This is a genomic window from Allobosea sp., from assembly GCF_030695125.1.
Lineage (GTDB): Bacteria > Pseudomonadota > Alphaproteobacteria > Rhizobiales > Beijerinckiaceae > Allobosea.
In genome coordinates this window covers 16,838-33,898 of record NZ_JAUYTP010000048.1, presented here as the reverse complement: position 1 = coordinate 33,898, position 17,061 = coordinate 16,838, and the positions used below count along the sequence as shown (strand labels likewise).

The following is a 17,061-nucleotide window of genomic DNA, read 5'->3' as shown; positions in this document are numbered from 1 at the left end:
TGAACGGCCGATGACAGGGGCGTGAAAAGGGCCATGACGGCCAGGTGCAGGCGCCGTGGCGCCGATGCCTGGCGAGCGGCGGCGGCCTCACGCTGAAGCGGAGGTGACCCGCGCGACGATGTCCCGGCTCAGAACTCTTCCCAGCCGCTGTCGCCGGCACGGCTGTTGGCGACCTTCCTGGCGGGTGCAGCGGGTGCCGGGCGTGGTGCCGGGGCTGCAGTCCGCGGCGCGGGAGCCTTGTGGGTGAAGGCCGCCTGCGCGAGCTGGCGCAGGCGCGCGGGCTCGGTCGCGGCAACGCGCGGCGCGGCATAGCTGGCCGCATGGCCACCGTCCGACCCGGTCTTGAAGGCGGCGACGAGATCGTTGAGCTGGGCGATGCGCGAGGACAGCGAGGCGGCTGAGGCAGCGCTCTGCTCGGAGAGCGCCGCGTTCTGCTGCGTCATCTCGTCGAGATGCGCGACCGCCTGGCTCATCTCGTCGATGCCATTGGCCTGTTCGCCCGAGGCCGCCGAGATGTCGGCGATGGTGGCGGCGACCTTCTGCGACGAGGTCAGGATCTGGCTGAGCTGCTCACCGGCCTGGCGGACCAGTTTCACGCCCTGCACGACCTCAGTGTTGGAGGACGAAATCAGCGCCGAAATGTCCTTGGCCGCGGAGCTCGAGCGCTGCGCCAGCGTTCGCACCTCGGAGGCGACGACGGCGAAGCCCTTGCCGGCGTCGCCAGCGCGGGCCGCTTCCACCGCCGCGTTCAAGGCCAGCAGGTTGGTCTGGAAGGCGATGTCGTCGATGACGCGGATGATATCGGAGATCTTGGTCGAGGCGCTCTCGATCCGGGCCATGGCGTCGACGGCCTGGCCGGCGATCGCGCCGCCGGTCTGGGCGGCCTGCATCGCCTCGTTGGCGACGGCCGCAGCCTGGCGGGAGGCCTGGGCCGAGGCCTTGACGGAGGCTGCGAGCTGCTCGGTCGTGGCGGCGGTTTCCTCGAGCGAAGACGCCTGCTCCTCCGTGCGCTTCGACAGATCGTCGGCGCCGGTGTTGATCTCGCGGGCGGCGAGACCGACATCGACCGAGGTCAGCTGGATCGTTTTCACCGTCGATGACAGCCGCTCGACCGTCTCGTTGATGGCGTCCTTCAGGGTCGCGAAGACGCCGTGATACTCACCGGTGACCGAACGCGTCAGGTCGGCGGAGGCCACGGCCTGCATCGCCTGCGCGAAATCGGTGGTCGATTGCTCGACCACGGTCGAGACCTGATTCAAGCCGATGGCGATGTCGCGGACGAAGCCGTCCTTGTCGTCCACAGACAGCCTCGCCGAGAAATCGCCCTGCCGTGCGGCATCAACCACGGCGGCCACCTCGGCCTCGTTGCGCAGATCCGCAGTGACGTTGCGCCAGATCAGCGTATGGCCGATCGTACGGCCATCGGCATCGTGGATATAGGCCATGTCGACCATGATCGCCTCGTCGGCGACGTCATACCGGACCTTGCGGACCTGGCCGTTGTCGAGGATGAGCTGGCGCTTGAGATTGGCGTTCGCGCGGTAGCAATCGATGTGCTGGCCGAGCATGCCTGCGACCCTGAAATCGGGTGAGGCCTGGCGAAAGCTCGGCTCGAGCTGCTGCAGCATCCGCAGCAGCGACGCGCTGATGAAGGTGATCTTCTCCTCGGGATCGGTGATCATCAGCATGGTCGGCGACTGGTTCATCGCCGAGACCGTCAAGGCGCTGCGGCCCGCCTCGAGGCGCCCATGATCGATGGCGCGTGCGATCGCGCCGATCTCGTTGCGCAGTTCTCCATGCGCGACCGGCTGGCTGTAGTCATTCGCCTCGTGACGGCGCAGCGTCGCGACCAGATCGGCGAGCGGATTGCGGATCGACCGGATGAAGACGAACGCAAAGGCCAGAGCGACCAGGGCGGCAAAGCCCGCGATCGCCAGATCACGCGTCGCGCGATGTTCGAAGCCATCGATCCGGGTCTGGATGAGCCGGATCAGCTGCGGCTGAGCGCTGCGCCAGAGGGCATCGGCAGCCGTCGAAAGGCCGGCAGCGGCCGCATCGACCTCCGTCCGCGTCAACGAAACGGGGCGGTCGAGCGCATAACCCTCACGCAAGGTCGCGGCCTGCTTGCCGACCAGCGCCGCCGCGGTGTCGAAAGCGCCGCGCGCGCCTGCGATGGCGGCGGCGAGGCTGCCATCGGTATTCCCGGCGACAGCGGACGCCAGCGAGGATTGGGCTGACGCCAGCGCGATGCTGTAGCGCGTCGCCGCCTGGATCAAAGCGTCCAGCTGAGGCGGCGGCAGCTTTCCGGCTGTCGCCAGCGCAGGCTGAATCGCGGCCTGAAGCGCCGCGCGGGCGATGACCAGTTCGGGCAGGCGAACCGTCACCACATCCATGGTGTAATAGGAATCGACATCGGGATCGAGCGTCAGGTTCGAGGCGTCGGCGATGCGCTGGATCGCGGCCTGGCCGGCGTCCCAGATCTGGTTTTTGTCTCGCCCCTCCGCGAGGGCGCTGGCAAAGGCCCTCATGGGCTCGCCCGCGTTCAGAGCGTCCGCTGCCGGCTGCCTGGCCGTGACCGACTGGGCGGCCGCCGCGAGACGATCAGGCGAGGCTGCGGGTGAGGTCGCCGTCGCCACGGCGCCCCAGACATCGCCCAGCAGCTTGGCGCCGGTCACCTCCAGCGAGGAAAACGCGATATCCTTCTTCACCTGCTGCACGAACAGCAGCGTGAGATGGCCGATCGGCAACAGCATGAGCGCCATGATCACGGCAATCTTCGCGCCGACGGTGAGCGAGGTGATCCGGTTAGCCAGCGATGTCATTATAGCAGTGTCCCTAGGCCATTGATTACGCGCATCCTTTTTTCGCTCGCGATCCGTTAAGGTTGACCTAAGGGAACCCTCGAATCGCGCGACTGTGATCACAATTTTTCCTTGATCGGCTTTCGATCCGGACGCTTTCTCAGAGGGGGATATCTGGCGTAAACTCGGCACGCAGACGGGCCGCTGCCGCCCGCCCCGACCGAACGGATACCGCCGATGAAGACGATCGATCTCAACTCGGATCTGGCCGAGGGCTTCGGCGCCTATCGTTGCGGCGACGACGAGGCGATGCTGTCGATCGTGACCTCGGCCAATGTCGCCTGCGGCCTGCATGCCGGCGACCCCGAGATCATGGCTCACGCCTTCACGGTGGCGCGCGAGCGCGGAGTCGCGGTCGGCGCCCATCCCGGCTTTCCCGACCTCTGGGGCTTCGGCCGCCGGCGGATTCCGTTCTCGATCGGCGAAATCGAGCGCCTCGTCGCGTATCAGATCGGGGCGGCGGCTGCGCTCGCGGCCTATGCCGGCCACCGCATCACCTATGTCAAACCCCATGGTGCGCTCGGCAATATCTCCTGCGAGGAGCGCCCGGTGGCCGACGCGATCGTGCGCGCGATCAAGGCGGTCGACCCCGCGCTGTCGCTGCTGGCAACCGCGCTGACCGCGCAGGTCGCGGCCGGCGAAGCGGCAGGCCTGACCGTACATCAGGAGATCTTCGCCGATCGCGGCTACACCGAAGACGGGCAGTTGGTCGCACGCCATCTGCCGGGCGCGATGATCACGGACGCGCAGGAAGCCGCCGATCGCGTCGTTGCGATGGTGAGCGAGGGCGCGCTGATCACGCTGTCGGGGCGGCGGCTGCCGACGCCGATCCGCTCGATCTGCGTGCATGGCGATTCGAGCCATGCGGTGGCGACCGCGCGGCGGGTTCGGGCCGCGCTGGAGGAGGCCGGCATCGGGCTTTCCGCCTTCACATGAACCAGCCTGTCTGCGCCGGCCCCGTCTTTCTCGATGCTGGGGAATCCGCGCTCGTCGTCGAGTTCGGGCGCAGCGTCGATCCCGCCATCAGCGACCGGGTGCTGGCGCTCGATGCGGCTCTGGCGGCGGATCCGCCGGACGGCTTGCGCGAGCTGGTGCCGACCTATCGCTCGTTGATGATCCATTACGACCCGCTGCGGCTCGATCGCGCCCGGCTGGTTGCGCTGGTCGAGGCCAGGCTGACGACGACCCCGACACCCTGCCGCCAGTCCGCGCTCTGGACGCTGCCCTGCTGCTACGATCTCCCCCATGGCGAGGACCTCGCCGAGATGGCCGGGCTGATGGGCCTCAGCGCGGCGCAGGCCGCGGCCATCCATGCCGGCGCGCGCTACCGCGTCTACATGTACGGGTTCTCGCCGGGCTTCACCTATCTCGGCGGCCTGCCGGAGACGATCGCGATCTCGCGCCGCGCCCGCCCACGCCCGCCCCATGACAGCAAGGCCGTGCTCGTCGGCGGGGGACTGAGCGCGATTGCGAGCTTTTCGATGCCGACAGGCTGGTATGTCGTCGGCCGCACGCCGGAGCGGCTTTATGCCCCCGAACGCACCAACGCCTTCCTGTTCGAGCCCGGCGACGGCTTGCGTTTCGAGGCCATCGACGCGGAAACCTTCGCGCGGCTCGAGGCGCGGGCGGAGGGCGGCGAGATCGTCGCCCGGCGGACAGCGTCATGACGGGCCTGCACATCCTGTCGGCCGGGCCCGGCGTCACCATCCAGGATGGCGGGCGACATGGCTATCTTCGCTATGGCGTGACCGTCGCCGGGCCGATGGACCCGCTCGCCCATGCGCTCGCCAATCGCGCGCTCGGCAACGCGCCCGGCGCCACCGCCATCGAGGTTTCATTGGGCGGGATCTCCGTTTCGGCCGAGGACGGCCCGCTCGCGATCGCCGTCGCGGGCGGCGGGTTCCATGTCTCGCTGGATGGGCAGGCGCTCCCGGCAGCCTGCGTCATCAGGCTCGAGCCCGGTGCGTCGCTGAAGCTGCGTCCGGGCCCAGCCGGGGTCTGGTGCTATCTGGCGGTCGCGGGTGGGATCGACCTGCCGCCGGTGCTGGGGTCAGCCGCGACGCATCTGCGCACCGGAATGGGCGGTCTGTCAGGACGCATGCTGCAGGCGGCCGACCGGTTGCCCGTCGGTGCGGCAGCGGGCGGCGTGTTGGCGGCGGCGGAGATTGCGACCGGCGAGATCGTCGCCCCCCTGCTCGACCGGCCCCCCGCGGTCATCCGCGTGCTGCTCGGGCCGCAGCAGGATTACTTCACCGACGACCAGATCGCGGCCTTCCTCGCCGGGCCCTGGCGGGTGTCGGAACGCGGCGACCGGATGGCGTGTTTTCTCGAAGGGCCGAGGCTGCACCACCGGCTCGGCTTCAACATCCCCTCCGACGGTGTCGCCATGGGGGCGATCCAGGTTCCCGGCGAGGGCCAGCCGATCATCCTGATGGCAGACCGGCAATCGACCGGCGGCTATCCGAAGATCGCAACCGTGATCGGCGTCGATCTCGGCCGTCTCGCGCAGGCGAGGCCCGGAACGGTCTTCAGCTTTCAGGCCGTCTCGCATGCCGAAGCGGTTGAGGCGCTGGCGGCGGAACGCGCCTTCCTCGAGGCACCGATCCCCATCGCGCCGCTGGTCCGCGACCGGTTCAGCCCGGAATTCCTGCTCGGGCTCAATCTCGTCGATGGCTGGGTCGACGCGCAGCATCCGCGCTGAGGGCTCAGGCGGCCTCCTCGACGAAGGTCGCAACATAGCGGACGAGTTCGCTCTGGCGGGCCGTGCCGGTCTTGGCGAAGAGCCGCTGCAGATGGGTGCGCGCCGTGGTGCGGGCGATGCCGAGCTTCTTGGCCGCAACGACCGTGTCGAGGCCCTTGACGATCAGGCCGAGCATCCGCGCTTCCGTCGGCGTCAGTCCGCAGGCCTCGGCGACCTCGTCGACCTTGCCGTCGATCGCGCGCTGGGGATCGTCGATCGTCAGCACGAAGAGGTCCATGCCGCCGCCGCCGATATGGACCGCATCGACAACGACCTGGCGGCCGCAGCGCATCGACAGCGGCATGCGGATCTCGGCCGGGGCTGCCCCCGCGCCGCGTCGCTTCAGCCAGGTCTGGAGCTTGGCCGCGAAGAGCTTGTCGGCACTGACGAGGCGGCCACTGCCGCCGCCGAACCCGTCGCGCGCCAGGGCGGCGGCGCCCTGGTTGCTGAAATGGACGCGCAGATCGGCGTCGATGATGAAGAGCGGCTTGGCGCCGCGGCCGCTATCCCGCCCAGGGGACGGGCAGGGACGGGCATCGAGCGGCGGGGCGGATGGCAGGCTGAAGATCATGGACATGCGAGGAGTATCCCCGAGCTCGAGCATCTTCGCGGTCCCTTATGTAACAGCGCGGCTGACACGGTCGTGACAGGCGGGCGCGTGCGGCGATCCTCCAGTGGTCGCGTCAGGATGGATGTCGGTTCATCAACCCAGAGAGCAGCCCTCCGCTGCGTGTTCGGAGCTGCGTTGCGAGGCCATGCCGAGCCGCGCTGCGGCAAGGCTCCATGATGATGCTTCGGTCACCCTGCGGCCGTGACGCCGCTGGCGAGAATGGCCTCGACGATCTCCTGAACGTTCAAGGCTTCAGCCAGCGTGGCGAGATGATGCGCTTCGCCATGCGTGAGTCTCACCACGCCCTCGATCTGGCGCCTGAGTGCGATCGGGCGCGCATCCGCCTGCGACAGCGCGTCGGGCGCGCGTTCCCATGTGCCATCGGGCCGGCGGCGTTCGGCCACCGACCAGTCGCAGAGCCGGACCGCGCCCCTGTCGCCTTCCAGCATCCAGATGTTGTGGTCGTCCTTCGCAGTGGTGCCGACACTGCCCTTGAGTTCGATCGGGATATCGCCAGCCATCAGCCTCGCTTCGATCGAGCGCTCCGATTCGCCGGTCTCGGGGAAAGCCGCGTTCGCGGAGAGACCGTGCAGCGGGCCCAGCAGCCGACGGCTCAGGAAGAGGAAATGCGACACGACTTCACGGGTGAAGCCGCCCTGCTGCCGCCCGTCCAGCCAGGCCGCGGCATCGGCCTGCCAGGAGCGTGGCCAGGTTGCGAAGGCGACCTCGACCGTGACGCGCGATGCCGTGCCAACCGCCCCTTGCGCGATCCAGTCCATCAGCGTCGCGACCGCCGGCGAGGATGCAAAGGGGAAGTTGACGGCCCCCCTGTCTCCGGCCTTTGCCACGAAGGCGCGCGCCTCGGCGACATCGACCGCCAGCGGCTTCTCGCAAAAGACGCTCTTGCCGGCGGCAATCGCGGCGCGGGCATGACCGAGATGGGAAGACGGCGGCGAGGCGATGTAGACGCAATCGCTGGCGGCGATAATCGCGGCGGCATCCGCCAACCGCGGAACGTGCGGGAATGTCGCTGCCATGCGCTCCATGGCCGATGGCGCCGGATCCCAGATACCGCTGACCTTCACCAGCGGGGGTGACTGGTCGAGAATGGCGCGCAGCAGCCGCTCGCCCATGATGCCTGCGCCAATGATCCCGATCGAGAGAGTGCCGTCATGCATCGCTTGAGATTCCCAGCCTGGAGCCGAGAAGCGCGGTAGCAGGATTCCGGACGGCACACGAGCCGGTGGCGACGATCCCATCGCGCTCGACAGGTCGATCACCCGGCTGAAGGAACGCCGAATGCTGCGCCCGCCGTCTGGACCACGCTACGAATGGCACCTGCTGACTGCAGGTCGGGCAAACCGGCGTGGACGCTACAGCAAAGCGCGCAGCTCTTCCTTCTTGACCTTCCCGGTCGCGGTCATCGGGAGCGCCTGCACGATCCTGATCTCGGGAACCTTGTAGGCCGCCATGCGCTCCCGGCACCAGGCCGCCAGCGCAGCCTCGTCCAGCCGCGCCTCGTCAGCCAGCGCGATGAAGGCGACGGGCACCTGCCCGCGCTCCGTATCCTCGCGCCCGATGACCCCGGATCCCGCGATGGCTGAATGCTGGCCGAGCATCGCCTCGATCTCGGCCGGGAAGACGCTCATCCCCTTGACCTTGAGCATCTCCTTGCGGCGTCCGAGGAAGTGCAGGTAGCCCTGCGCATCGATCACGCCGATGTCGCCGGTATGCAGGAAGCCGGCGCGGATCGCCTCCGCCGTCGCTTCGGGCTTGTTCCAGTAGCCCTTGAAGAGCGACGGCGTGCGGATGCAGATTTCGCCGGTTTCGCCGAGCGGCAGCAGCGCTCCGCTGTCGAAATCGCAGATCTTGAAATCGGTGCCCGGCACCGGCAGCCCGACGAAGACCGGCTGGGACAAGAGATCGAAATCCTCCTGCTGCATGCCGATGGTGAAGGTATCCATCGTGTGGGTTTCGGTCATACCCCAGGCGGCTTCGATCATGTCCGCACCGGTCAGAGCCCGCCAGCGGGCCCGAAAATCAGGGTTCAACTTCTTCACGAAGGACGAGACGCGGACCTTTCGCAATGTGGTCAGGTCGAAGGATGCCGCCTGGGGATGCTCCAGAATCTCGACGGCGTTGTCGACGAGCAGGTAGGCGAAGCTCGCCTGGTAGCGCCCCACCGCCGTCATGAAGCCGACCGCATCCCAGCGCGCCATCAGCACCACGGTCGCGCCTGCGACGATCGGGAAGAGCAACCCGGTATCCTCGCCTGCGATCCAGAAGATCGGCACGAAATTGACGACCACGTCGTCGGGCGTCAGCTGGAAGCTCGCCGCGAGGCTGGTACCGGCGGTGTAGAGCATGTCGCGCTGGGTGTGGATGCAGCCCTTCGGCATGCCGGTCGTGCCGCCCGTGTAATTCAGCGCGGCGATGGCATCGAGATCGGGCGCGATGGCGGGTGCGGACGCCGTCACCCGCGCCAGCGCCGGCAGCAGGTCGATCGCGTCGTCGCAGGCGAGCCTGGGTTGCTGCAGCGCCTTCGGCAAGGGCAGGCTCGGCACCGCCGGCAGCATCTCGGCGAAGCTCGTCACGAAGACGGTTTCGACCGGCGTCTGCTCTCGCACCTGCCGCAGCAACGGCATCAGCGAGTCGAGACAGACGATGACCCGCGCGCCGGTGTCGTTCAGCTCATAGGCGAGTTCGGCTTCCCGGAAGAGCGGGTTCACCGGCACATGCACCGCCCCGAGCTTCAGGATGGCGAAGAAGGCCAGCATGAACTGCGGGCAGTTCGGCAGAAACACGGCGACGCGATCGCTTGGGCGCACGCCGCCCTCGTCGAGAAGCGCAGCGAAGCGGTCGCTCAGATCGTCAAGCTCGGCGTAGGTGATCTCGCGACCATAGAAGATGCAGGCGGGCTTCTCCGGCTGGCGCCTCGCCCATTCGCGCAGATGCTCGCTGATCGCGATCTCGCCGAGAGGATAATGAGGCTGACGCGGGACGTCCGAGGGCCATGCCGTCCGCTGCAACGCCTGCAGTCGTGCGAAATAGGCGTCTTCATCCATCGACATGGCTCCTGCTTCGGCGTGGGCGTGTTCATTCGCCTGGATTGAGCACGCTCAGCCGATCGCCATCAACCGTACGGGCTGGATGATGGGCAGCGAGGAGACTGATTTGGAGGTCGGTCTGGCCGCTTGAGAGGGGCAGACCAGCAAGCGCAGCCGCTTCTGGCAAGCGTGTGTGGCTCACACACGGGTGCCGCCATCGGCCATGATCACCGAGGCGGTACAGAAGGACGCCTCGTCGGAGGCCAGCCACAGGATCGGCCAGGCGACCTCGCGCGGATCGGCCCAGCGCTGCATGATGTTGTGATCGACCTTTTCGGTGCGCAGATCCTGCTCGCTCTTGCCCTGGGGCGCGAAGCGACGGACATGAAAGGGCGTCAGCGTCAGGCCGGGGCAGACCGCGTTGACGCGGACTCCATGCCCGACCTCCTCGAAGGCGAGCGTCTTGGTCATCGAGATGATGCCGGCCTTGGCGACGTCGTACTGCCCCATCCCGCCGCGCGGATTGAAGGCATGGGTCGAGGAGATGTTGACGATGGCGCCCTTGCCGGAGCGCCGCAGCGCAGGCAGCGCCTCGCGCGCCAGATAGGCGTAGCTCAGCAGGTTGACCGAAAGGATCTTCTGCCAGGTCTCGGCCTTGGCCGCGTCGAGCGGCTCGTAGGAGCGGATGCCGGCATTGTTGACCAGCACGTCGATGCCGCCGAAGGCCTCGACCGTGCGCGCGACGATCTCGGCCGCCGCACGCTCCTGGCCGACATCGGCTGCGATCGCAATCGCCTGCGCGCCCGGCACGGCGTCCTTCACCATGGCCTCGACCTCGGCAAGGACGGCGGCGTCGATGTCGACGAGGGCGAGGCGTGCGCCCTCTTCCGCGAAGAGCTGGGCCGTGGCGGCGCCGATGCCCCCCGCTGCCCCGGTGATGATCGCGGTCTTGCCGCTGAGACGGGCCATGGTCGTGAACCTTTCCAGATGTTGATCAGCCGGCGAGCGTCGCGCTCGATTCCAGCGCGCCCCGGCCGGTGGCGACGCGCCAGAGCCAGACGAGGCTGTAGACCGCCATCAGGGCGGCACAGGCCGGAATCGCGCCGTAAAACCAGGCCTTGTCCATGCGCAGGAACGGCGTCGTCTCGCCCGACATCCGGGTGAAATCCAGGCCGTACACCACCAGCACCAGCGCGAAGCCGAGCATCGCCAGATTGATGGCGATCTCGACCAGCCGTTTGGCGGCGGCCGGCATCAGGTCCTCGAACAGCATGACCCGGTAGAGGACGCCCTCGCGCCACAGCGCCAGCGAGGTCAGCATCACCAGCCAGATGAACAAAAGCTCGACCAGTTCATCATAGCCGGGGATCGTGAAGAGCGGCAGCAGCCGCAGCACGATCGCGAGCGCGAGCAGCACGAACAGCCCGAGCAGGCAGGCGATCGCGGCAACTTTGCACGTGCCTGCGATGAGCCGGTCGAGGCCTGTCAGAACTCGCATCATCGCGCCACTCCGTAGCCCAGTGACTGCGGCAGCCACAGCGAGATCGCGGGAACGAAGGTGATGAGCAGCAGCACGCCCACCAGCGCCAGTACATAGGGCCAGATCTCGCGCGTGATCTCGGCGATCGAGATCCTGGCGATGCCGGCCATCACGTAGAGGCACAACCCGACCGGCGGCGTCACCAGCCCGATCATGATGTTGAGCACCAGGATCACGCCGAAATGCACGGGATCGACGCCGATCTGCGTGATCACCGGCAGCAGCACCGGATAGGCGATGATCATGATGGCGATGCCCTCGATGAACATCCCAAACAGCAGCAGCGCCAGATTGATGACGAGCAGGATGACCCAGGGCTCGGAGGACAGCGTCAGCAGCGAGGCCAGCACCGCATTGGGGATCTGCTGCTGGACCAGGACCCAGCCGAAGGGCGCGGCGAGCGCGATGATGAACATGACCTGCGCCGTCTGCCGTGCGCTGTCCCAGATCACCGCCAGCGTGTCGGACCAGGCGAGTTCGCGATAGACGAAGCGGCCGAGCACGAAGGCGTAGCCGGCCGCGACCACGGCGGCTTCCGTCGGCGTCGCGATGCCGGTCAGGATGACGATCAGGATCGTCGGCGGCAGGAGCAGCGCCGGCATGGCCCGAAGGAGGATCCCTCGGACCACCGTCAGCGGCGGCAGCCCCTCGCCGCGCGGCAGGTCCATCCGCTTTGCCACCAGCGCGATGACCGCCATCAGAGAGGCCGCCATCAGCAGGCCCGGCACGATGCCCGCCAGGAACAGCGCGCCGACCGAGACATTGGCCAGGCTGCCATAGATCACGAAGGGGATGCTGGGCGGGATGATCGGCCCGATCGTTGACGACACGGCCGTGATCGTCGCAGCGAAGCGGCTGGTATAGCCGGCCTTGGTCATGGCCCGATGCTCGATCACGCCCATGCCCGCCGCATCCGCCACGGCCGAACCCGACATGCCCGCGAAGATCACGCTGCCGATGACGTTGACATGCGCCAGCCCGCCGCGAACGCGGCCCATGCAGAGCTGGGCGACCTGGAAGATGCGCTCGGTCGTGCCGCCGACATTCATCAGGTTGCCGGCGAGCACGAAGAAGGGGATCGCCAGCAGCGGGAACGATGTCGTTCCGGCATAGGTGCGCTGGATGAAGATCACCAGCAGGTCGGGGCCGACCGTGGCGACCATGGTGCCGATCGCCACGAGCCCGAGCGCCACCGCGATCGGAACGCCCAGCATGATGACGACGCAGACGCCGATCAGGACGGCGGAAACCAGCATGCCGGCTACGTTCCTCGAGCATAGGGCACAAGCGTCGGCGGCTCGCGGCGGTCGGACGCTCTCGCAATAGCCCCGGCCGCCGCCCGATCGGCGGTGGCGGGAGATTCAGCGCAGGTCAGGCCACGCGGCCTGCGGCAACGAGCTTGGCCCAGGTGTTCCAGGTCTCGTCGCCCAGCGCCTTGCGCAACTGCGCATAGGCCGGCTCCATCTTGTCGCGGAACGGCGCGACATCGGGCCGCGTCACGGCCACACCGGATTTCTGCATCTCGGCGAGATTGCGCTCCTCATTGTCGCGCACGCCCTTGCGCGCCGCCGCACCGGCGGTGGCCGCCTCCTCGCTGACGATCTTGCGCTGCGCCTCGTTGAGCTTGTTCGACCAGCTGCGCGGATTGGCGCAGAACATGATCGAGGCGTAGATGTGCCGGGTCAGTGCGATGTGCTTCTGGACCTCGAAGAACTTCGCCGCGAAGGTCGTCCCGACAGGGTTGTCCTGGCCATCGACGAGGTTGTTGGCCAGCGCCAGATAGACCTCCTGGAAGGCGATCGTCTGCGTGCTCGCGCCCAGCGCCTCGAAGGCGGCCTTGATGGCGAGTTCGGGTGGCACGCGCAGCTTCAGCCCCTGCACGTCCTGCGGGCCGTTGACCGGTCGGCGGCTGTTGGTCAGGGCGCGAAAACCCCATTCGAAATTGGCGATCCAGGTGAAACCCGCAGCCTTCAGCTGCTCGGCGATGAAGTCGCGGCCGGTGACGTCGAGCGTGCGGTGAGCGTGCTCATAGGAATCAAACTGGTAGGGGATGTTGATGACGCCGATCGTCTTCGACAGCGCCTCGATATTGGCCGGATTGAGCAGCATCATGTCGATGGCCCCCAGCCGCGTCTGCTGCGCCGCCTCGACCGGCGAACCGAGCGCGTTGTTGGGGAAGATCGTGATCTTGACCTCGCCCTTGGTGCGCTCGGCGATGCGCTTGACCATCGCATCGGCCTCGATGTGGACCGGATGGCTCTGATCGGCCGGGTGGGTGAGCTTGAGCTCGACCGCCGCATGGGCCGGCCGGATGAATGGTGCGCCGACGGCGAGGGCCGTGCCCGCACCGAGAACCGCACGCCGCGTGACGTTGCTGGCGATCATGGCTGTTTCCTTCGCTCCCGACCGCGCGGGGCGCGGCCATTCTGGTGCGTGAGGCGGTCTGACGATGGACCACCTCCGCCGGCTTTCTGCGAAGCCTCAAGCGAACTTGCATGCAAGATTAAGCGACGTCAACCAACGGGGTCATCGTCCGGGCGTTTTTGTGGCGGCTCCGGCTGCTCGCCCGAGAGCGCCGCCACCAGGCCGGAGAGACCATTGCGGACATGCTGGCGCAGCGCCTCGCCGGCCCTGGCGGAATCGCGCGCCGACAGGGCGTCGAGGATTCCCTGGTGCTCCTCGATCGCCATCATCCAGCGTGTTGGCCAGAGATTGGAGGAGTAGCGCGCGCGATCGACCCGCAGCGCCAGCAGGTCCCACACCCAGAGCAGCACGGGATTGGCTGCGATCTCGACGATCTTGCGGTGAAACGCGGTGTTGGCCTCGAAATAGCCCGGCAGCTCGTCGCGGGCGTGATGCAGCCGCATGCGGTAATGCAGCAATCCGATCTCGGCGATCGCCTCCTCGCTGATGTTGCGCGCCGCGAGTTCTCCGGCCAGCCCCTCGATCGTGGTCACCACGTCGATCAGCGCTGTGACATGGTCGAGGTCGAGCTCGGCCACCACAGCCGACTGGTTCGGCAGCGCCCGCAGCAACCCGTCCTGGATCAGCGTCTTGATGGCCTCCCGCACCGGCGTGCGCGATACTGCGAGCTGTTCGCAGATCTCCCGCTCGTTGAGCTTCGCGCCGGGCGCCAGCACGCCGGTGACGATGAGATTGCGCAGCTGGGTGACGACGCCGCCATGCAGCGCGCCCTTGCGGCGGCCACCATCGAGAGCCTGGGTCCGGGCGATCAGCGTGGCGAGCGGCGTCGGGATCTGGGAGAGCGTCATGTCGGGGCGATCAACATCGGGAAGAGGACATTCTGGTGTGGACGTGCCGGCCTCGGTCAAAGTCCGGCCGGCTGCTTGACTGCCATGAGTGCTTGCATGCAATTTCCGCCCCCTTCAAGTGACGGCCGCAAGCCCACGCATCACGGGAAACCCAGCCATGAAGATTATCGACCTTTCGATGCCCATCGGGCAACATTTCCGCTGGCCGGTCGAACTGGCGATCAAGGGCGATATCGCGCAGGGCGACCAGTTCCGGGTCTCGCGCCTGTCGGCGACCTGCCACGGCTTCTCGCATGTCGACGCGGCTGCGCATTTCGTCGCCGGCGCACCGACGATCGAGGCCACGCCGCTGTCACGCGTGGTCGGCCCCTGCCGCGTGCTCGACCTCAGCGACCGGCCGGCCGACGCGGCCATCGAGCCCGAACACCTGGCTGCCGCAGACCCCGGCGGTGCCGAGGGCGAGATCCTGCTGCTGGCGGCTCACTGGTCCGACCGCCGCGACTACAACGACCGTAGCTTCTGGACGCAGGCGCCCTGGCTCAGCCGCGCCTCGGCCGAATGGCTGGCCGCGCGCAAGCCCAGCGCAGTCGCCTTCGACTTTCCGCAGGACTTCCCGATCAGGCTGCTGCTGGACGGCAAGGAGGTGCCCAAGACCGAGCATGTCACCCATGACGTGCTGCTTTCGAACGGCGTCACGCTGATCGAGTACGTCGTCAACACGAGCCGGCTGACGGCGCCGCGCAACCTGTTTTCAGCCGCTCCGCTCCTCATCCCGAATGCCGACGGCGCTCCCGCGCGGTTCTACGCGATCGAGGGCCTGGGGGTCTGACGACAGCCATCGACCGCCGCAAGAGGTTTGACAGACCGGGCGTCGTTTGTATGCTGTATGCAGAATATGATGTTGCCCACGCGCAGGCGAAGGGCGCGCCACGACTGAGGATAGTCCCAAGGAGGGAACGATGGGTGTTGTCTTGCCCGGGCGATCTGTGGCCGTGGCCACGCATCCCCATTCCCTCCCAGGTCGCCAGAATGGTTTGTGCGCGCCGCCGCTCCCGCCGATGACGGCTGCTTCGCGCGCGGATGGAGCTGCAGACGATGTCTGAGCGTCTCCGGGCCGGGCTGCTGCGCAGCGTCGAAAACCTGCTCATTCTCGGCTTCCTGGCGATGATCGCGATGGTCTTCGGCAATGTCGTGCTCCGCTACGGCTTTCAATCGGGCATCACCATGTCGGAGGAGCTGTCGCGGCTGATCTTCGTCTGGCTGACCTTCGGCGGCGCGTTCCTGGTGGCACGCGAGGGCGGCCATCTCGGCATGACCACCGTCGTGCTCGCGCTGGGTCGGCGCGGCCAATGGTGGTGCCGGCTGGCGGCTGAAAGCCTGTCCCTGCTTTGCATGGCGCTGCTCGTCATGGGCTGCTGGACGCAGACCGCGATCAACATCCACAATCCCGCGCCGGTCAGCGGCGTGCCGCTGGCTGCCACCTACCTCGCCGGGCTGCTCTGCGGGCTGTCCATCGGCGCCTTGAACCTGCTCGCCATCGGCGCGCTGCTGCGCGGCACAATGCGCGACGACGAACTGGTGATCGGCGCTGAATCCGAGGAGCTCTCCGCCTTCGAGGCGCAGCAGCGCGGCCGCGAGGCGGGCCGATGACCGTTGCCATCTTCCTGGGCTCTCTGCTCGGCGCGATGGCGCTCGGCATGCCCATCGCTATGGCGCTGCTGGTCTGCGGCGTGGCGCTGATGCTCCAGCTCGGCACCTTCGACGCCCAGATCCTGGCGCAGAACCTCATCGCGGGCGCCGACAGCTTTCCATTGATGGCCGTGCCCTTCTTCATGCTGGCGGGCGAACTGATGAATGCGGGCGGGCTGTCGCGCCGCATCATCGCGCTCGCGGTCGCGCTGGTCGGGCATGTCCGCGGCGGGCTCGGTTATGTCGCGGTGCTGGCGGCGTTGGTGATGGCATCGATTTCCGGCTCGGCGGTCGCCGACACCGCGGCGCTGGCCGCCATCCTGCTGCCGATGATGCGCCAGGCCGGCTACAACATGCCGCGCGCGGCCGGGCTGATCTCGGCGGGCGGCATCATCGCGCCGGTGATCCCGCCCTCGATCGGCTTCGTGGTCTTCGGCGTCGCCGCCGGCGTCTCGATCACGCGCCTTTTCCTGGCCGGAATCGTGCCCGGGATCCTGATGGCGCTGGCGCTGGTCGTGACCTGGTGGATCGTGGCGCGCGACGAGCCGGTGGCCCGTGCCGAGCGCGCCAGCCTGCGCGAGATCGGCCGGGCGGCTTTCGACGGCCTCTGGGCGCTGGCTTTGCCGGGGCTGATCATCGGCGGCATGAAGGCCGGCGTCTTCACGCCAACCGAAGCCGCCGTCGTCGCGGCGGTCTATGCCGCCTTCGTCGGCGCCTTCATCTACCGCGAGTTCAAGCTCGAGCATCTGCGCCCGGCCCTGCTCAACGCCATCAAGACCTCGGCGGCGGTGATGTTCCTCGTCGCGGCGGCGATGGTTTCGGCCTGGCTGATCACCATCGCCGACATTCCCGGTCAGGTCGCGACGCTGCTGGGGCCGCTCCTCGACAACAAGACCCTGCTGATGATCGCGATGATGGCGCTGGTCGTCGTGGTCGGCACGGCGCTCGACTTCATCCCGACCGTCCTGATCCTCACCCCGGTGCTGATGCCGATCGTCAAGCAGGCCGGCATCGACCCGGTCTATTTCGGGGTGATGTTCATCATCAACAACGCGATCGGGCTTTTGACACCGCCCGTCGGGACGGTGCTGAACGTCGTCTGCGCGGTCGGGCGCATTCCGATGGACCGCGTCATCCGCGGCGTGATGCCGTTCCTGCTCGCGCAGATCGCCGTGCTCGTGCTGCTCATCCTCGTGCCGGAGATCGTCACCGTGCCGGCCCGCTGGCTGTCGGCACGGTGAACACCGACCTCGCGCCGACCTGAATGCGAGAGACTGACCCAGAACAAGACCACCAAAGGAG

15 protein-coding genes are annotated in these 17,061 nt (G+C 67.6%); 6 read left to right on the top strand and 9 right to left on the bottom strand.

Translation table 11 applies throughout. From position 1 onward, the window contains the following. Window positions 1-128: 128 nt before the first annotated feature. Entirely contained in the window at window positions 129-2,822 is a 2,694-nt protein-coding gene (locus tag Q8S38_RS17465) for a methyl-accepting chemotaxis protein (protein ID WP_305681659.1), read from the bottom strand. Window positions 2,823-3,038: 216 nt separating this feature from the next. On the opposite strand from Q8S38_RS17465, the gene Q8S38_RS17460 reads away from it, so the two are divergent. Genes Q8S38_RS17460 through Q8S38_RS17450 form a run of 3 tightly spaced genes read left to right on the top strand, consistent with a single transcriptional unit; the run spans window position 3,039 to window position 5,562 of the window. Then, on the top strand, window positions 3,039-3,797 hold the full coding sequence (locus Q8S38_RS17460; RefSeq protein WP_305681658.1) for a 5-oxoprolinase subunit PxpA: 759 nt from the start codon (window positions 3,039-3,041) through the stop codon (window positions 3,795-3,797). Further along, window positions 3,794-4,528: a 5-oxoprolinase subunit B family protein gene (locus Q8S38_RS17455; protein WP_305681657.1), complete on the top strand. Its 735-nt coding sequence runs from the start codon at window positions 3,794-3,796 to the stop codon at window positions 4,526-4,528. Before Q8S38_RS17460 ends, Q8S38_RS17455 begins: the two co-directional genes overlap by 4 nt. Next, entirely contained in the window at window positions 4,525-5,562 is a 1,038-nt protein-coding gene (locus Q8S38_RS17450) for a 5-oxoprolinase subunit C family protein (protein WP_305681656.1), read from the top strand. The genes Q8S38_RS17455 and Q8S38_RS17450 overlap by 4 nt, the downstream gene beginning before the upstream one ends. Before the next feature lie 4 nt (window positions 5,563-5,566). Here Q8S38_RS17450 and Q8S38_RS17445 read toward each other — a convergent pair whose 3' ends face one another. The 8 genes from Q8S38_RS17445 to Q8S38_RS17410 all read right to left on the bottom strand — a co-directional run bounded on the left by Q8S38_RS17445 (window position 5,567) and on the right by Q8S38_RS17410 (window position 14,070). Continuing rightward, entirely contained in the window at window positions 5,567-6,178 is a 612-nt protein-coding gene (locus Q8S38_RS17445) for a helix-turn-helix transcriptional regulator (RefSeq protein WP_305681655.1), read from the bottom strand. 221 nt (window positions 6,179-6,399) lie between these two features. Continuing rightward, window positions 6,400-7,389, bottom strand: coding sequence for a Gfo/Idh/MocA family protein (locus Q8S38_RS17440; protein ID WP_305681654.1), 990 nt, complete (start codon window positions 7,387-7,389; stop codon window positions 6,400-6,402). Window positions 7,390-7,584: 195 nt separating this feature from the next. After that, window positions 7,585-9,276: an AMP-binding protein gene (locus Q8S38_RS17435; RefSeq protein WP_371125912.1), complete on the bottom strand. Its 1,692-nt coding sequence runs from the start codon at window positions 9,274-9,276 to the stop codon at window positions 7,585-7,587. Between the two features lie 180 nt (window positions 9,277-9,456). After that, the gene (locus tag Q8S38_RS17430) at window positions 9,457-10,227 is read right to left on the bottom strand and encodes an SDR family NAD(P)-dependent oxidoreductase (RefSeq protein ID WP_305681652.1); all 771 of its coding nucleotides are present in this window, start codon (window positions 10,225-10,227) and stop codon (window positions 9,457-9,459) included. A gap of 25 nt (window positions 10,228-10,252) precedes the next feature. Next, window positions 10,253-10,759: a TRAP transporter small permease gene (locus Q8S38_RS17425; protein WP_305681651.1), complete on the bottom strand. Its 507-nt coding sequence runs from the start codon at window positions 10,757-10,759 to the stop codon at window positions 10,253-10,255. Then, the gene (locus Q8S38_RS17420; protein WP_305681650.1) at window positions 10,756-12,054 is read right to left on the bottom strand and encodes a TRAP transporter large permease; all 1,299 of its coding nucleotides are present in this window, start codon (window positions 12,052-12,054) and stop codon (window positions 10,756-10,758) included. Before Q8S38_RS17420 ends, Q8S38_RS17425 begins: the two co-directional genes overlap by 4 nt. Before the next feature lie 115 nt (window positions 12,055-12,169). Beyond that, window positions 12,170-13,183 carry a TRAP transporter substrate-binding protein gene (locus tag Q8S38_RS17415; protein WP_305681649.1) on the bottom strand — a complete coding sequence of 338 codons (1,014 nt, stop codon included), beginning with the start codon at window positions 13,181-13,183 and terminating at the stop codon, window positions 12,170-12,172. 128 nt (window positions 13,184-13,311) lie between these two features. Beyond that, on the bottom strand, window positions 13,312-14,070 hold the full coding sequence (locus Q8S38_RS17410; RefSeq protein ID WP_305681648.1) for a GntR family transcriptional regulator: 759 nt from the start codon (window positions 14,068-14,070) through the stop codon (window positions 13,312-13,314). A gap of 157 nt (window positions 14,071-14,227) precedes the next feature. On the opposite strand from Q8S38_RS17410, the gene Q8S38_RS17405 reads away from it, so the two are divergent. From Q8S38_RS17405 to Q8S38_RS17395, 3 genes are all read left to right on the top strand, one after another. Continuing rightward, the gene (locus Q8S38_RS17405; protein WP_305681647.1) at window positions 14,228-14,899 is read left to right on the top strand and encodes a cyclase family protein; all 672 of its coding nucleotides are present in this window, start codon (window positions 14,228-14,230) and stop codon (window positions 14,897-14,899) included. Between the two features lie 266 nt (window positions 14,900-15,165). Beyond that, a complete protein-coding gene (locus Q8S38_RS17400) occupies window positions 15,166-15,720 on the top strand; it encodes a TRAP transporter small permease (protein WP_305681646.1) in 555 nt (184 codons plus the stop codon). Next, window positions 15,717-17,000, top strand: coding sequence for a TRAP transporter large permease subunit (locus Q8S38_RS17395; protein WP_305681645.1), 1,284 nt, complete (start codon window positions 15,717-15,719; stop codon window positions 16,998-17,000). The genes Q8S38_RS17400 and Q8S38_RS17395 overlap by 4 nt, the downstream gene beginning before the upstream one ends. Window positions 17,001-17,061 lie beyond the last annotated feature (61 nt).

Coding starts and splice junctions, on each gene's coding strand:
- Q8S38_RS17465 (WP_305681659.1), bottom strand. CDS start 2,822: ATGACATCGCTGGCTAACCGGATCACCTCGCTCACCGTCGGCGCGAAG.
- Q8S38_RS17460 (WP_305681658.1), top strand. CDS start 3,039: ATGAAGACGATCGATCTCAACTCGGATCTGGCCGAGGGCTTCGGCGCC.
- Q8S38_RS17455 (WP_305681657.1), top strand. CDS start 3,794: ATGAACCAGCCTGTCTGCGCCGGCCCCGTCTTTCTCGATGCTGGGGAA.
- Q8S38_RS17450 (WP_305681656.1), top strand. CDS start 4,525: ATGACGGGCCTGCACATCCTGTCGGCCGGGCCCGGCGTCACCATCCAG.
- Q8S38_RS17445 (WP_305681655.1), bottom strand. CDS start 6,178: ATGTCCATGATCTTCAGCCTGCCATCCGCCCCGCCGCTCGATGCCCGT.
- Q8S38_RS17440 (WP_305681654.1), bottom strand. CDS start 7,389: ATGCATGACGGCACTCTCTCGATCGGGATCATTGGCGCAGGCATCATG.
- Q8S38_RS17435 (WP_371125912.1), bottom strand. CDS start 9,276: ATGGATGAAGACGCCTATTTCGCACGACTGCAGGCGTTGCAGCGGACG.
- Q8S38_RS17430 (WP_305681652.1), bottom strand. CDS start 10,227: ATGGCCCGTCTCAGCGGCAAGACCGCGATCATCACCGGGGCAGCGGGG.
- Q8S38_RS17425 (WP_305681651.1), bottom strand. CDS start 10,759: ATGATGCGAGTTCTGACAGGCCTCGACCGGCTCATCGCAGGCACGTGC.
- Q8S38_RS17420 (WP_305681650.1), bottom strand. CDS start 12,054: ATGCTGGTTTCCGCCGTCCTGATCGGCGTCTGCGTCGTCATCATGCTG.
- Q8S38_RS17415 (WP_305681649.1), bottom strand. CDS start 13,183: ATGATCGCCAGCAACGTCACGCGGCGTGCGGTTCTCGGTGCGGGCACG.
- Q8S38_RS17410 (WP_305681648.1), bottom strand. CDS start 14,070: ATGACGCTCTCCCAGATCCCGACGCCGCTCGCCACGCTGATCGCCCGG.
- Q8S38_RS17405 (WP_305681647.1), top strand. CDS start 14,228: ATGAAGATTATCGACCTTTCGATGCCCATCGGGCAACATTTCCGCTGG.
- Q8S38_RS17400 (WP_305681646.1), top strand. CDS start 15,166: ATGTCTGAGCGTCTCCGGGCCGGGCTGCTGCGCAGCGTCGAAAACCTG.
- Q8S38_RS17395 (WP_305681645.1), top strand. CDS start 15,717: ATGACCGTTGCCATCTTCCTGGGCTCTCTGCTCGGCGCGATGGCGCTC.